Source organism: Sulfitobacter sp. 1A15299 (assembly GCF_043556915.1).
Classification (GTDB): Bacteria; Pseudomonadota; Alphaproteobacteria; order Rhodobacterales; family Rhodobacteraceae; genus Sulfitobacter.
The window spans coordinates 180,105-192,499 of sequence record NZ_JBIFFJ010000005.1; the positions used below are offsets into that span (position 1 = coordinate 180,105).

Consider the following 12,395-nt stretch of genomic DNA (forward strand, 5'->3'; position numbering starts at 1 on the left):
GAGGGCGGGCAATGACACATAATCTATCCAGAGCGCTCACTGGCATCTCGGGCATCCTCGTGACGCCCTATGACGAGGCTGGAGAGATCGCGCCGGGCAAGCTGGCGCCGATCATTGACCGCGCCCTCGCTGCCGGGGTGCATATCCCGGTGGTGAACGGCAATACCGGCGAATATTACGCGCTGACCAATGATGAAGCCTGCACCATGGTGCGTGAGGTGGCGCAGATGGTCGACGGGCGCGCGCCCTTGCTTGCGGGTGTTGGGCGCGGCATTCGCGATGCCTGCGCGCTGGCCAAGGCAAGCGCCGAGGCGGGGGCGGATGCGCTGATGATCCACCAACCGCCCGATCCCTTCGTCTCGCCGCGTGGCACGGTCGATTATGTGCGCGCGGTGCGGGATGCCTCGGGCGGGCTGCCGGTGATGCTGTACCTGCGCAATGATGCGATGGGGCCCGAGGGCATCGCGCGTCTGTGCGAAGTCGAGGGGGTGAAGGGCGTCAAATGGGCCACGCCGAACCCCTTGAACCTTGCCCGCGCGATTGAAGCTGCGCCGAAAGACATCGTTTGGGTCGGCGGTCTGGCCGAGGTCTGGGCGCCGCCGCTCTATGCTGTGGGGGCGCGGGGCTTCACCTCGGGTCTTATCAACGTCTGGCCCGAGCGGTCGGTCGCCATCCACGCGGCACTCGACGCGGGCGACTACGGCGAAGCGAACCGTCTCATCGCGGGGATGCGCGCCTTTGAGGACATCCGCGCGGAAGAGCACAATGGCACCAATGTCACCGGTGTCAAAGCCGCCCTCATGGCCATCGGACAGGATTGCGGCCCCACGCGCCCGCCTTCCGCATGGCCATTGACGGAGAAACAGCAGGCGGTGCTGGATCAATTCGTGAAAGACAACCAACTGAAGGGAGAGGCCGCATGAGCCCCGAACTACGCGAGAAACTGCAAGCGGTCTCGGTCGCGACACTGGCGACGGCGCTGTACAAACGCGGGCTGCGCAATCAGGTTGTGCAGGGGGTCGGCCCGGTGGCCGCGAAGGGGCGCAACATGGTCGGCCCCGCCTTTACCCTGCGCTATATGCCCGCCCGCGAAGACCGCAACCAACTGGTCGAATTCCGCAACCCCGAGCATCCGCAGCGCGTCGCGATCGAGACCTGCCCCGAGGGCCATGTGTTGGTGATGGACAGCCGCAAGGATGCCCGCGCCGCCAGCGCCGGTGACATCCTGATCACCCGGCTGATGATGCGCGGCGCGGCGGGCGTGGTGACTGATGGCGGTTTGCGCGATGCGGCGACCATCGGCGCGCTGGAAATCCCCGCCTATCACGCGCGCCCCTCCAGCCCCACGAACCTGACGCTGCATGAGGCGATCGAGATCAACTGCCCCGTGGGCTGCGGCGATGCCCCGGTCTTTCCCGGAGATATCGTGGTGGGCGACGACGACTGCGTGATCATCATCCCCGCGGATATCGCCAAAGAGGTGGCCGAAGAGGCCGTCGAGATGACCGCCTATGAGGATTTCGTGATCGAGCAGGTCAAGGACGGCGCGGGGATCATCGGGCTCTACCCCGGCACCCAGCAAGAGAACCTCGATAAGTTCGACGCGTGGCGCAAGGCCAACAACCGCTGAGTCAGGGCTTTTCCGGGGTGAAATACTCCGGGAAAGCCGCCCGTTTCTCGGTCATCCGGTCGACGGTGCGTTGCAGGTGCTGGCGCAGCGCCTCCATCGCCGCAGGCGCATCGCCCGCTTGGATCCCGTCGAGGATGCGGCTGTGCCCGCCGATCACGTCCTTGTTATTCAGAATGTGACCCGCCTCGTCAATGTCGTCCAGATGCAGGCGGCGCAGGCGTTCCAGATGGCCTGCATGGCTGCGCATGATGCGCTGGCTTTGCACATGGCCCGCCGCCACGAAAAGGGTCTGGTGAAACACTTCGTCCAACTCCTGAAAGGTCGGCACATCGCCGGGCTGGTCCGAAATGCTGCTTTGCAAAGCGACGATGCTGCGCAGTCGGGTCAGGGCTTCGGGCGCGATTTCGGCGGCCAAACGGCGCACGACTTCGGTCTCAAGAGCGATGCGCATGAACTGCGCCTCGCGGATCGCCGACATGTCAATCGGCGTGACCAATGTGCGCGATTGCGGGTAGATCTTGACCAGCCCCTCTTTCGCCAGCTGTTGCAGCGCATCGCGCAGTGGCGTCAGGCTGACGCCATGGGTTTCGGCCAGTTCGGCGCGCAAAAGCGGCGTGCCGGGCGGCAGGTCGAGCCTCACGATCTGATCGCGCAGCGTGGCGTAAACCCCGCGCCCCGTCGGCCCGCCCTCGAACAGTCCCAAGTCGGCCCCCCCGCCAAGGATGCTTTTGGCAAGGGTTTGTGCGCTCTGCGCGGCGGGTTTCTTCGATGAGGTCATGCGGGCTCTTCCATAGCTGTTAAATCTAATATATCAGTTAATGACATCTTACCGAAGCGGTTTTTTCGACACCCAAGGGAGGGGGAGCATCCGATGGACAGCCAGACCATGCAAGAGGACAGAGACGCAAAGGTGATGTTGCTGTCACCGACGGATAACGTGGTCGTGGCAACCGCGGCGGTTCCCCGTGGCGCGGTATTGCCGCAAGACGGGCTGCGTGCCAACCACGATACGCCCCAAGGTCACAAGATCGCGATCCGCCCGATCCAGCGCGGCGCGCCGATCCTGAAATTCGACACGGTGATCGGATATGCGGCAGAAGAGATCGCCGCAGGCGACTGGTTGCACAGCCATAACATCAAGTTCGACGCGGTCGATAAAGACTATGCCTTTGCCCGCGATTACACCCCCACCGAGTTGCTGCCACCGCAAGAGCGCGTCCAGTTCATGGGCATCCGCCGCGCGAATGGCCGGGTGGGCACGCGCAACTATATCGGGCTTTTCGTCACGGTGAATTGCTCGGCCACTGTGGCGCGCAAAATCGCCAATTACTTTGACGAAGAGCGGATGGAGGCATGGGAGAATGTCGACGGGGTGATCCCCTTTATCCACGAATCCGGTTGCGGGATGGAGCTCACGGGTGAGCCGATGGACTTGCTGCGCCGCACGCTCTCGGGCTATATCCGCCACCCCAATCTGGCCGGCGCCGTGGTCTTGTCGCTGGGTTGCGAGCGCAACAACCTCGCCCAGTTCTTTGAAGAGGAGGGGCTGGCCGAAGGCAAGATGCTGCGCTGCGTTACCATGCAGCATGTCGGCGGCACGGCCCGCGCCATCGCCGAAGGCAAGGAGGCGGTGCGCGAGATGTTGGATCAGGCCAATGCCGTGCAGCGTGAGCCCTGTTCGGCGGAACATATCACCATCGGGATGCAATGCGGCGGGTCGGACGGGCTTTCGGGGCTTTCGGCCAACCCCGGCCTTGGCATGGCGGCGGATATCCTTGTGCGCAACGGCGGTACGGCGATCCTGTCTGAAACGCCCGAGATTTTCGGCGTCGAACACCTGCTGACCCGCCGCGCCCGAAGCGAGGAGGTGGGCCGCAAACTGGTCGAACGCATGGATTGGTGGTTGGACTATACCAAGGGCCGCGACACGCAGATCAACGGCGTGGTCAGCCCCGGCAATCAGGCGGGTGGGCTGGCGAATGTGCTGGAAAAATCGCTCGGCGGGGCCAAGAAAAGCGGCAGCACGGGGCTGATGGAGGTCTACCGCTATGCCGAACCCGTGACGCAAAAGGGGCTGGTCTTCATGGATACGCCCGGCTTCGATCCTGTCTCGGCCACCGGGCAGATCGCGGGGGGTGCAAACCTGATCTGCTTTACCACCGGGCGCGGGTCTTGCTTTGGCTCCTACCCCTCGCCGACGATCAAACTCGCCTCCAACACGCCGATGTTCACCAAGATGCAGGATGATATGGACATCAACTGCGGCACCGTGATCGACGGCGAGCAGAGCCTAGAAGAACTGGGCCAGGCGATCTTCGAGCGCATCCTCGCCATCGCCTCGGGGGAGCCGAGCAAATCCGAAGCGCTCGGCGTGGGCGAAGAGGAATTCGCGCCTTGGCCGATTGGGGTCACGGGGTAACGATGTCGGAGGGGACAGCGCAGATGAAACCGAACTATGTAAAACTGGTCGAGGATACGCCGCTGCCGCGCATGGCGCTTTGCCGTCAGACCTTTGCCGCGACCCGCATCGTCGACCCGCGCGCCGCCGTGGCAGAGGCGATGCAGGCCGATTGCGCGGGCAAGATCAAGCCGGGCATGTCCATCGCGATCACCGCAGGCAGCCGCGGGCTGGCGAACCTGCCGGAACTGCTGGCCGCCATCGTGGCCGAGGTCCGCGCGCGCGGGGCGCATCCCTTCGTCGTGCCCGCCATGGGCAGCCACGGCGGCGCCACCGCAGAGGGGCAGACCGCGCTTCTGGCGAAACTGGGCGTGACCGAAGAGAGCCTTGGTTGCGAAATCCGCTCTTCGATGGAAACCGATGAGATCGGCGTGCTCGACAACGGCATGTCGGTGAGGATGGACCGCCACGCCAATGCCGCCGATGGGATCATCCTGTTCAACCGGATCAAGCCGCATACCTCTTTCCGCGCGCCGAACGAAAGCGGGCTGGCCAAGATGCTCTCGATCGGGTTGGGCAAGCAATCGGGGGCCGAGACCTGCCATTCGCGCGGGATTGATAACGTCGGCATCTTCGTGGCCAAAATGGCGCGGATGAAGCTGGCACGCTGCAAGGTGCTGTTTGGCATCGGCACGATTGAGAATGCCTATGACGAACTCTCGCAGGTGGTCGCGCTCGACAGTGACGGGATGCTCGAGGCCGAAGCGCCCTATCTGCAAGACGCGATGCGCAACATGCCCCGCCTGCCGCTGGGGCCGCTGGATGCGCCTTCGGCCTCGGGCGATCTGGACGTGCTGGTGGTGGATGAAATCGGCAAGGAGTTCTCCGGCACAGGGATGGACCCCAATATCACCCATCGCTTTTCGAGCGAGAAGATGCAGGTGCATCTGCATATCTCACGGCTGGTGGCGCTTGGCCTTTCACCGCGCAGCAACGGCAATGGCAACGGCGCGGCACGGGCGGATGTGATCACGCAGCGGTTGGAGCAGGATTTCGACCGCGAGGCGGTCTATGCCAATGCCATCACCTCGCAGGTTTTGAAACAAGCGAAAATCCCGATGGTCATGCCCTGCGACCGCACCGCGATTCAGACGGCGGTCAAGACCTGCGGGGCCGAGGATATCACCAAGGTTCGGCTGCTGCGCATCCCCAATACGCTGAAACTCGAGTATCTTTATGCCTCCGAGGCGCTGTTGCCAGAACTGCGCGACCGTCCGGGGCTTGAGGTGGTGGGCGATCTGCAAGAAATGCAGTTCGACGACGGCCTGCTGCGCAACCCTTGGCCGGAGGGGCATTGATGCGGGGGCAGGGGCTTCATCTACACCTCGACCCCGTAGGCGGGGCGGCGGGGGATATGTTCATCGCGGCAATGCTGCATGCCTTCCCCGATCTGGCCGAGCGCGCCTTGGCCGATGTCGCCGCCGTGCTCCCCGCCGAAGTGGGCCATGCGGAACTGAGCGAACATGTCGCCTCGGGCATTACCTCGCGGCGGTTTGAACTGGTGCTGACAGCACCCGACGCCGGCAGGCGGCACGGGGCCGAGACGACCTATCGCGCCATGCGTGACTTGCTAGAGAACGCGCCGCTGTCCGAGGGCACGGCGGAGGCCGCCTGCGCGATCCTCCACCGGATTGCCGAGGCCGAAGCGCAGGTGCATGACATCCCTATCGACCGGGTGCATTTTCACGAGATCGCGGATTGGGACGCGCTGATGGATGTCACCGCCGCGGGCAGCATCTGCGCCGCGCTGGCGGGGGCGACCGTCTCGCTCGCGTCACTGCCTCTTGGCGGCGGGCTGGTCGAGACGGCGCATGGCAAACTGCCGGTGCCCGCGCCCGCCACGGCGCTGATCTTGCAAGGCTATGACTGGCATGACGACGGTGTGCCGGGCGAGCGGGTGACACCCACGGGGGCCGCGATCCTTGCCCATCTCACCGGCGGCGGCCCCATCGCCATCCGCCCACCGGGGCGGCTGCGCTGTACTGGCTCGGGCGCGGGGATGCGGGTGATGAAAGGACTGCCGAATATCCTGCGGGTCAGCGTCTTTGACACCGCCAAGGCGGGCATCGCGCAGGACAGTCTCGTGCAATTCGCCTGCGATATCGACGACATGACGGGCGAAGAACTGGGCGCGGCGGTGGATCGGTTGCGCGAGATGGAGGGCGTGGTCGATCTCATGATGCTCAGCGGGCAGGGCAAGAAATCCCGCCCCGTCACGCGGCTGGAATTGCTTGTGCGACCGCAAGAGGCTGAGGCGGTCGCGGCGCGGGTCTTTGATCTGACCTCGACCCTCGGCCTCCGCCGCACTTTGGTCGACCGGTTGATGCTCCCCCGGGAAAGCGATGACAGCGGCCCGCTTCGGCGCAAACGCGCGACGCGCCCGGGCGGGCATGAGACGATCAAGGTCGAAAGCGACGATCTGGCCGAGGCCGAGACCCTGCACGCCCGCCGCAGCCGCGCCCGCGCGGCGGAGGGGTAGGGGCCGGTGATCTAACTTGCTTATCACCGGCGCGCGTGTGAAAACCCTCTGACGTCAGTTCAGGGGGCCGCATGAAAACGCCACTCACCGCCACGCTGCGCCAATATGAGGTCTTCGTCGCCATCGCGGAAATGCTGCATTTCGGTCAAGCGGCAACCGCGCTCGGCGTGGCGCAACCGGCGCTGACGCAGCAGCTGAAACATCTCGAAACCGCCTTTGGCGGTGAGCTTCTCTTTGACCGCAACCGCCGCCGGGTGATGCTGACCGACTTCGGCAAGGCGCTGCTGCCCGAGGCTCGCGCGCTGCTGCAACAGGCCCGCCGGGTGGAAGCTCTGGCCGAAGCGGCGCGCAGCGGCCAGCGCGGGCGGATCGAATTGGCCTATGTCGGCTCGGCCTCCTACGCGGGGATTCTCGGGCGGCTCCTGCGCGAATTGCGCGCGGGCGCGGCAGAGGTGGATCTGATCCTGCGGGAGTTGGATATGGACCTGCAAATCGCCGAGATCGTGGCGGGCAGGCTCGACGCGGGCTTCGTGCGGCTGCCGCTTTCCGGCGTGCCGGAGGATTTGGCCACCCGCACGGTTCATACCGAGGATATCCTGCTGGCCGTGCCGCCCGACCATCGCCTCGCCGAGGTGCCTTCGGTCGCCATGGCGGCGCTGCGCGAGGAGAGTTTCATCTTCAGCCACCTTGGCCCCGACATGGGCTTTGCCGCCTGCGCCTATCAACTCTGCGCCGATGCCGGTTTCGCCCCCCGCGTGGCCCATCGTGCGCCGCAGTTCACCGCCATCGTGAATTTCGTCTCGGCGGGTCTGGGGGTGGCATTCGTCCCCGCCTCCGCCGCGCGGATGAAGGATGCGGGCGTGTCCTTCCTGCCGATCCGCGACGCCAAGGTGCAAAGCCGGATCGGGCTGGCCTATCTGCGCGATGCGCGCAATCCGGTCCTGCGTCGGCTGCTTGCGGCCCTCGCGCCCGGGGGCTGATTACCCGACCGCCGTGCCGCCACAGACAAAGACCGTCTGCCCGGTGATAAAGCCGCTGCGGGGATCGGCAAAGAAGGACACCGCCTGCGCCACATCTTCAGGCGTTCCCATCCGGCCAACCGGCACCGCATCGACGATGGCACGGGTTTCCGGCGCGTCTTCGGGGTTGTTCTCCCAAAAGGCGGTGGTGGCGATGGGGCCGGGGGCGACGCAGTTCACGGTGATCCCGTCGCGCGCCAGTTCCAGCGCCCAAGTCCGCGCCATCGACTGGATCGCGCCCTTGGTCGCGGAATAGAGCGTACGGTCGATCTTGCCCTTGGTCACGCGGCTGGTGTTCATCACGATCCGGCCACCGCCCGCCGCGCGCATGCCCGGCACGACCAGTTTCGCCGCCAGAATGCTGGGCCGCAGGTTCAGATGCATGATGGGGTCGAAATCGTCGAGGGCGACAGCGTCGAAAGATGCGGGTTTCACGATGCCGACGTTATTGACCAGACAGGTGACCGGCCCCCGCGCGAGGATTTGTTGGAGCGCCGCCGTGGTCGCCGCGATGTCCGTCAGATCCACCCGTTGCGCATCCGCCCGAAGCGCGGGGTCTTCGGGCTCTTCGATATCCAGCACAAAAACACGCCAACCGTCCTCGCGCAGCCTGCGCGCGATGCCAAGGCCGATGTTGCGCGCGCCGCCGGTGACGAGCGCATGGCGCGGGGAGGGGTCTTGGGTCACGGGGCGGCATCCTTTTTCCTATTCACTGTTTACTTATCACCGTGCACTGGTGATAAGTAAACAGCTCATATCCGGGAGGGGGATCATATGGCCAAAGGCATCATCATCGTGGGGGCGGGCACGATGGGCCAATCCATCGGCAGGCTCTTTGGTCAGCACGGTTGGACGGTCCAAGCGGTCGACCCGACCAAGGCCGCGCGGGAGGCATTTTTGACCGCGGTTCCGGGGTCGACCGCCTGCGCCGCGTTGGAGGGGGCAGGGCAGGCCAATCTTGCGCTGGAATGCGTGCCGGAAGACCTCGCGCTGAAACGCCACGTCCTTGCCGCTTTGGAGGGGGCCGTGCCGGAGGGCGCGCCGATCTTGTCGAACACCTCTGGCCTGAGGTTGGAAGAGATGACGGCGGATATGGCCCGGCCCGAACGCGCCGTGATCACGCATTTCTTCAACCCCGGCGATGTGATCCCCGCCGTCGAAGTCGTCGCCAGCCCGGACGCGCCCGAGGGGCTTTGCGCCGAGGTCATGACCCTGCTGCGCGGGTTGGAGCGGCGTCCCGTGCGGCTGGATCACGCGCCGCCCGGTTTCGTGGCCAATCGCATCCAACATGCCATCATGCGCGAATGCCTGCATTTGGTGGATCAAGGGGTTGCCAGCCCGGCGGAGATCGACGAGATCGTGCAATGGTCCGTCGGCGTGCGCATGGCGCTTTCCGGCCCCTTCCGCCAGCGCGACCTGAACGGGCTGGGCACCCATCTGAGCATCGCCGAATACCTCTACCCGGACCTTTGCGACCGGCACGATCCCTCTCCCAGCCTCACCGCTTTGGTCGAGCGGGGGCATCTTGGCAAACGCAGCGGCAAGGGGTTCTACGACTGGCCCGAGGAGGGCGATAGCACGGCGGCGGAAGCCGCGCTGCGCCATGTCATCGCCCTCGCCCGCGACAGCGCCGATTGATTTTCCAGAAAGCCGAGGACACCCATGACCGATAACCCAGCCATCATCTGCGTGGCCATCACCGGATCACTGCCGACCAAGGCCGACAACCCGGCGGTGCCGATCGACATCAGCGAACAGATCGAAAGCACCCATGCCGCCTTTGAGGCCGGGGCGACGATCTGCCATGCCCATGTGCGCACCGCCGATGGCACCCCCACGGCGGACCCCGACCGTTTCGCGCGGCTGCAAGAGGGGCTGCGTGACCATTGCCCCGGCATGATCGTGCAATTCTCGACCGGCGGGCGTTCGGGCGCGGGGCGGAACCGGGGCGGGATGCTGCCGCTGCGGCCCGACATGGCCTCGCTTTCGGTGGGGTCGAACAACTTTCCCAACCGCGTCTATGAGAACCCGCCCGAGCTTGTCGATTGGCTGGCAGGCGAGATGATGACATATAGCGTGCTGCCCGAGATCGAAGTCTTTGATCTCAGCCACATTCTACAGGCCAAGGCGATGGCCGAGGCGGGCAAGATCCCGGCACGGCCCTATATCCAATTCGTCATGGGCGTGAAAAACGCCATGCCAGCGGGTCGGGAGGTTTTTGATTTCTATATCAAAACCGTCAAACGGCTGTTCGGCGATATCCCTTGGTGCGCCGCCGGGATCGGGCGGCATCAGGCCGAGCTGAACGCATGGTGCGCCGCCGCGGGGGGCCATCTGCGCACGGGGCTGGAGGATAATATCCGGCTGGACAAACAGACCCTCGCCCCCTCCAATGCCGCCCTCGTGACCCGCGCGGCCGATATCTGCGCCCAAGCCGGTCGCCCCGTCGCCACCCCGCAGCAGGCGCGTGAGATCCTGGGGCTGGCCTAACGGCCTCGGGGCCGCCGTCATAGATTAAGGAGATTAAGATGAAGAAACTGACATTCGCCCTCGCCACCTTTGCCGCACCGTTGGCGGCGCATGAGGGGGCGCATGTGCATCCCCATGGCACCGATCCCTTTTGGGCGGTGGCGATGCTGTCGCTGGCGATCGTGATCCTTGCCGCGGCGGTGCTGCGCCGCAAGTAAGGCGTCAGCGCCGATCAGCCACCAAAGCCGCGCGATCCACCCGCCCGGCCAAAGCCGCCGCGCGACGCGGCAGTGGCGCGGGTCATCGGGGTTTTGCCGATGGTGGTGCTGGGGCGGGTGAATTGCGAGGTGCTGAGCTTGGCCGCGCCGCGATTTGTCGAATAGGTGCTGGAGCGCGCGGCGTTGGTGAAGCGTCCATCGGAGGTTTTGTAAAGCGGCTGCGCCGCCGCCATGCCGGCGCGGTTGCTCATCATATTGCCGATCAGATAGCCCGCCAACAGGGGCATAAATATGCCACCCGATCCGCCTTGGGTCGCCGCCTCTTCCGAGCCGCAGGCGCCAGCGCCATGCTGCTCTTCGCAGACCTCAAGACTGTCGTAGCGCGGGGCGGATTCCACATGGAGGGTTTGCGCCGCGTCAAAGGCGGTTTCGCATTCCTGCTCGCTGTACATCCCGCCACGGGCGGCATCGGCAAGACAGCTTTGCAGGTCGGGGAAGGCGGCGGCGTCGACCTTTTCCTCCTCGCAGCCAGCAAGGGTGAAGGCGGCGGCGCCGACGATGGCGATGGAAACCCGTTTCGAGCGTTTGGTCATGATGGTCGTCTTTCTGCCAAGAGGCGGCGGAGCGGTGGGCTATGCCAGAATGTAGTGCGGTTTGAAGCGTGACAAATCCTGCGTGATGCGCGATCGGTCTTCGCGGATGCCGATGCCCGCGCAGGTCTCTCCCACGATCCAAGAACCGATCACCGGGCGGAAGCCGTCGAATGTGGGCAGCGGGGCATAGGCCTGCAGGATGCGCGGATGTTCGGCGTAGTGGGCGTTTTGCGACTGTTCGATCACCTTGCCGGACTGGTGGATCGTGACCGACGCCCCCTCGCGCGAGAGGATCGGCTTGCGCACATGCGCCTCGGCCAGTTCCGCCGCCGCCCGGTCAAAGGCGTCGGCGCAGGCGGGGGCGGCGGGGCCGCGTCCGGCGAGCGCATCGGCGACATCGGCCTCGAAAAACGCGGGCAGCAGATTGGGGTGTCCATCGAACATCTGCCATAGCACCGGCAGGAGGCCCTTGTTGGACAGAAGCGCTTTCCACGCAGGTTCCAGAAACAGGCAGCCCGAGCCTTGGATATGGGCGGCGTAGTCGTCGCGCAGCAGGTCTTCCCAAGGGTAGAGTTTGAACAGGACGGCAATGCGGCGGTCCTGATCGTCAAGGAAATGGCCATCGTCGCTCAGCCCGATCTTGTCGAGATCGCAGTAATGCGCGCCCAGCCCCGCCTCGCGTGCGGCCCAGCCCATGGCTTCGACGGTGCCGTAGTCTTCGGGATTGTCGGCCACGGCGGTGAAATGCAGATCGCTGTCCTGCTCGAAGACATCGCCAAAGCGGGCGACCAGCGCCTCATGAATGCCGTTGAACTGATCCGTGCCCGCAGGCAATACGCCCGCTTTCAACTGGTCTTCAAGCCACTGCCACTGAAAGGCCGCGCTTTCGTAAAGCGAGGTCGGTGTGTCGGCGTTATATTCCAACAGCTTGGCCGGGCGCGTGCCGTCATAGGCCAGATCGAAACGGCCATAGATCTCAGGATCGCCCCGGCGCCAGCTTTCGGCCACGAGGTCACGGTGGGCCTCTGGAATGGCAAGCCGGGTCATCAGCTCTTCGCTGGCGATGATCTCGGCCACGGCCTCGCGGCACATGGCGTGAAGCTCGGTCGAAGGGTCTTCGATGTCATTCTCGACCTGGGTGAGCGAGAACGCATAGGCCGAGGTTTCGTCCCAATAGGGTTCGCCGTGCATATCGGCAAAGGTAAAGCCGACCTCTTGCGCATGGGCGCGCCAGTCGCGTCTTTCGGGCAATGTGATCTTTCGCAACGGTTCGCTCCCCCGGTTTCGCCCTCGCTTCTAATCGGCTTTGGGGCGAGCGGCCAGAGGGGGGCGGCGGTTGAGCGCGGGATACACAGTCAATGTAAACACCATTCAGAAATGTCACTGGGTTTGCAAAGTAGAAATGTCACCAGCGTGAGCGACGGAAGCAAGGCTTTGCAGCCCGGAGACCCTACATATCGAAGGGCTGAAAAGCCTTGCGGGGATTGGCTTAGAGACCCAGCTTCCGTTGTTCGGTCTGATTGTAGAAT

The 12,395-nt window shown here is 64.8% G+C and carries 13 protein-coding genes; 9 read left to right on the plus strand and 4 right to left on the minus strand.

Annotated elements, in window-relative coordinates; genetic code table 11:
- Positions 1–11 precede the first annotated feature (11 nt).
- Positions 12–923, plus strand: a complete 912-nt coding sequence (locus ACGYK7_RS09145; protein ID WP_394401280.1) for a dihydrodipicolinate synthase family protein — start codon at positions 12–14, stop codon at positions 921–923.
- Positions 920–1,630 carry a ribonuclease activity regulator RraA gene (locus tag ACGYK7_RS09150; protein WP_394401283.1) on the plus strand — a complete coding sequence of 237 codons (711 nt, stop codon included), beginning with the start codon at positions 920–922 and terminating at the stop codon, positions 1,628–1,630. Before ACGYK7_RS09145 ends, ACGYK7_RS09150 begins: the two co-directional genes overlap by 4 nt.
- A gap of 1 nt (position 1,631) precedes the next feature.
- Here ACGYK7_RS09150 and ACGYK7_RS09155 read toward each other — a convergent pair whose 3' ends face one another.
- A complete protein-coding gene (locus tag ACGYK7_RS09155; protein WP_394401285.1) occupies positions 1,632–2,408 on the minus strand; it encodes a GntR family transcriptional regulator in 777 nt (258 codons plus the stop codon).
- Positions 2,409–2,501: 93 nt separating this feature from the next.
- On the opposite strand from ACGYK7_RS09155, the gene ACGYK7_RS09160 reads away from it, so the two are divergent.
- The 4 genes from ACGYK7_RS09160 to ACGYK7_RS09175 all read left to right on the plus strand — a co-directional run bounded on the left by ACGYK7_RS09160 (position 2,502) and on the right by ACGYK7_RS09175 (position 7,547).
- A complete protein-coding gene (locus ACGYK7_RS09160; RefSeq protein WP_394401287.1) occupies positions 2,502–4,049 on the plus strand; it encodes a UxaA family hydrolase in 1,548 nt (515 codons plus the stop codon).
- A 23-nt stretch (positions 4,050–4,072) separates the two neighbouring features.
- Positions 4,073–5,386: a lactate racemase domain-containing protein gene (locus ACGYK7_RS09165; RefSeq protein WP_394401289.1), complete on the plus strand. Its 1,314-nt coding sequence runs from the start codon at positions 4,073–4,075 to the stop codon at positions 5,384–5,386.
- Positions 5,386–6,567 (plus strand): LarC family nickel insertion protein, encoded by a 1,182-nt coding sequence (locus ACGYK7_RS09170; protein ID WP_394401292.1) that lies wholly within the window; start codon positions 5,386–5,388, stop codon positions 6,565–6,567. Before ACGYK7_RS09165 ends, ACGYK7_RS09170 begins: the two co-directional genes overlap by 1 nt.
- Positions 6,568–6,638: 71 nt before the next feature.
- Positions 6,639–7,547: a LysR family transcriptional regulator gene (locus ACGYK7_RS09175; protein ID WP_394401295.1), complete on the plus strand. Its 909-nt coding sequence runs from the start codon at positions 6,639–6,641 to the stop codon at positions 7,545–7,547.
- On the opposite strand, the gene ACGYK7_RS09180 is transcribed toward ACGYK7_RS09175, so the two are convergent.
- Positions 7,548–8,273, minus strand: a complete 726-nt coding sequence (locus ACGYK7_RS09180) for an SDR family NAD(P)-dependent oxidoreductase (protein ID WP_394401298.1) — start codon at positions 8,271–8,273, stop codon at positions 7,548–7,550.
- A gap of 87 nt (positions 8,274–8,360) precedes the next feature.
- On the opposite strand from ACGYK7_RS09180, the gene ACGYK7_RS09185 reads away from it, so the two are divergent.
- From ACGYK7_RS09185 to ACGYK7_RS09195, 3 genes are read left to right on the plus strand one after another with little or no spacing between them, the layout of a single operon-like run.
- Entirely contained in the window at positions 8,361–9,224 is an 864-nt protein-coding gene (locus ACGYK7_RS09185; RefSeq protein ID WP_394401300.1) for a 3-hydroxyacyl-CoA dehydrogenase NAD-binding domain-containing protein, read from the plus strand.
- Between the two features lie 24 nt (positions 9,225–9,248).
- A complete protein-coding gene (locus ACGYK7_RS09190; protein WP_394401302.1) occupies positions 9,249–10,076 on the plus strand; it encodes a 3-keto-5-aminohexanoate cleavage protein in 828 nt (275 codons plus the stop codon).
- A gap of 38 nt (positions 10,077–10,114) precedes the next feature.
- A complete protein-coding gene (locus tag ACGYK7_RS09195) occupies positions 10,115–10,273 on the plus strand; it encodes a peptidase M23 (RefSeq protein WP_394401304.1) in 159 nt (52 codons plus the stop codon).
- Between the two features lie 14 nt (positions 10,274–10,287).
- On the opposite strand, the gene ACGYK7_RS09200 is transcribed toward ACGYK7_RS09195, so the two are convergent.
- Positions 10,288–10,866 carry a DUF1190 domain-containing protein gene (locus ACGYK7_RS09200; protein WP_394401306.1) on the minus strand — a complete coding sequence of 193 codons (579 nt, stop codon included), beginning with the start codon at positions 10,864–10,866 and terminating at the stop codon, positions 10,288–10,290.
- 39 nt (positions 10,867–10,905) lie between these two features.
- Positions 10,906–12,132 carry a glutathionylspermidine synthase family protein gene (locus ACGYK7_RS09205; protein WP_394401308.1) on the minus strand — a complete coding sequence of 409 codons (1,227 nt, stop codon included), beginning with the start codon at positions 12,130–12,132 and terminating at the stop codon, positions 10,906–10,908.
- Positions 12,133–12,395: the final 263 nt, after the last annotated feature.

Bases quoted from the DNA above. Each gene is read 5' to 3' on its own strand.
- ACGYK7_RS09150 (WP_394401283.1), top strand. From the start codon at position 920: ATGAGCCCCGAACTACGCGAGAAACTGCAAGCGGTCTCGGTCGCGACA.
- ACGYK7_RS09190 (WP_394401302.1), top strand. From the start codon at position 9,249: ATGACCGATAACCCAGCCATCATCTGCGTGGCCATCACCGGATCACTG.
- ACGYK7_RS09185 (WP_394401300.1), top strand. From the start codon at position 8,361: ATGGCCAAAGGCATCATCATCGTGGGGGCGGGCACGATGGGCCAATCC.
- ACGYK7_RS09195 (WP_394401304.1), top strand. From the start codon at position 10,115: ATGAAGAAACTGACATTCGCCCTCGCCACCTTTGCCGCACCGTTGGCG.
- ACGYK7_RS09170 (WP_394401292.1), top strand. From the start codon at position 5,386: ATGCGGGGGCAGGGGCTTCATCTACACCTCGACCCCGTAGGCGGGGCG.
- ACGYK7_RS09155 (WP_394401285.1), bottom strand. From the start codon at position 2,408: ATGACCTCATCGAAGAAACCCGCCGCGCAGAGCGCACAAACCCTTGCC.
- ACGYK7_RS09165 (WP_394401289.1), top strand. From the start codon at position 4,073: ATGAAACCGAACTATGTAAAACTGGTCGAGGATACGCCGCTGCCGCGC.
- ACGYK7_RS09160 (WP_394401287.1), top strand. From the start codon at position 2,502: ATGGACAGCCAGACCATGCAAGAGGACAGAGACGCAAAGGTGATGTTG.
- ACGYK7_RS09145 (WP_394401280.1), top strand. From the start codon at position 12: ATGACACATAATCTATCCAGAGCGCTCACTGGCATCTCGGGCATCCTC.
- ACGYK7_RS09175 (WP_394401295.1), top strand. From the start codon at position 6,639: ATGAAAACGCCACTCACCGCCACGCTGCGCCAATATGAGGTCTTCGTC.
- ACGYK7_RS09200 (WP_394401306.1), bottom strand. From the start codon at position 10,866: ATGACCAAACGCTCGAAACGGGTTTCCATCGCCATCGTCGGCGCCGCC.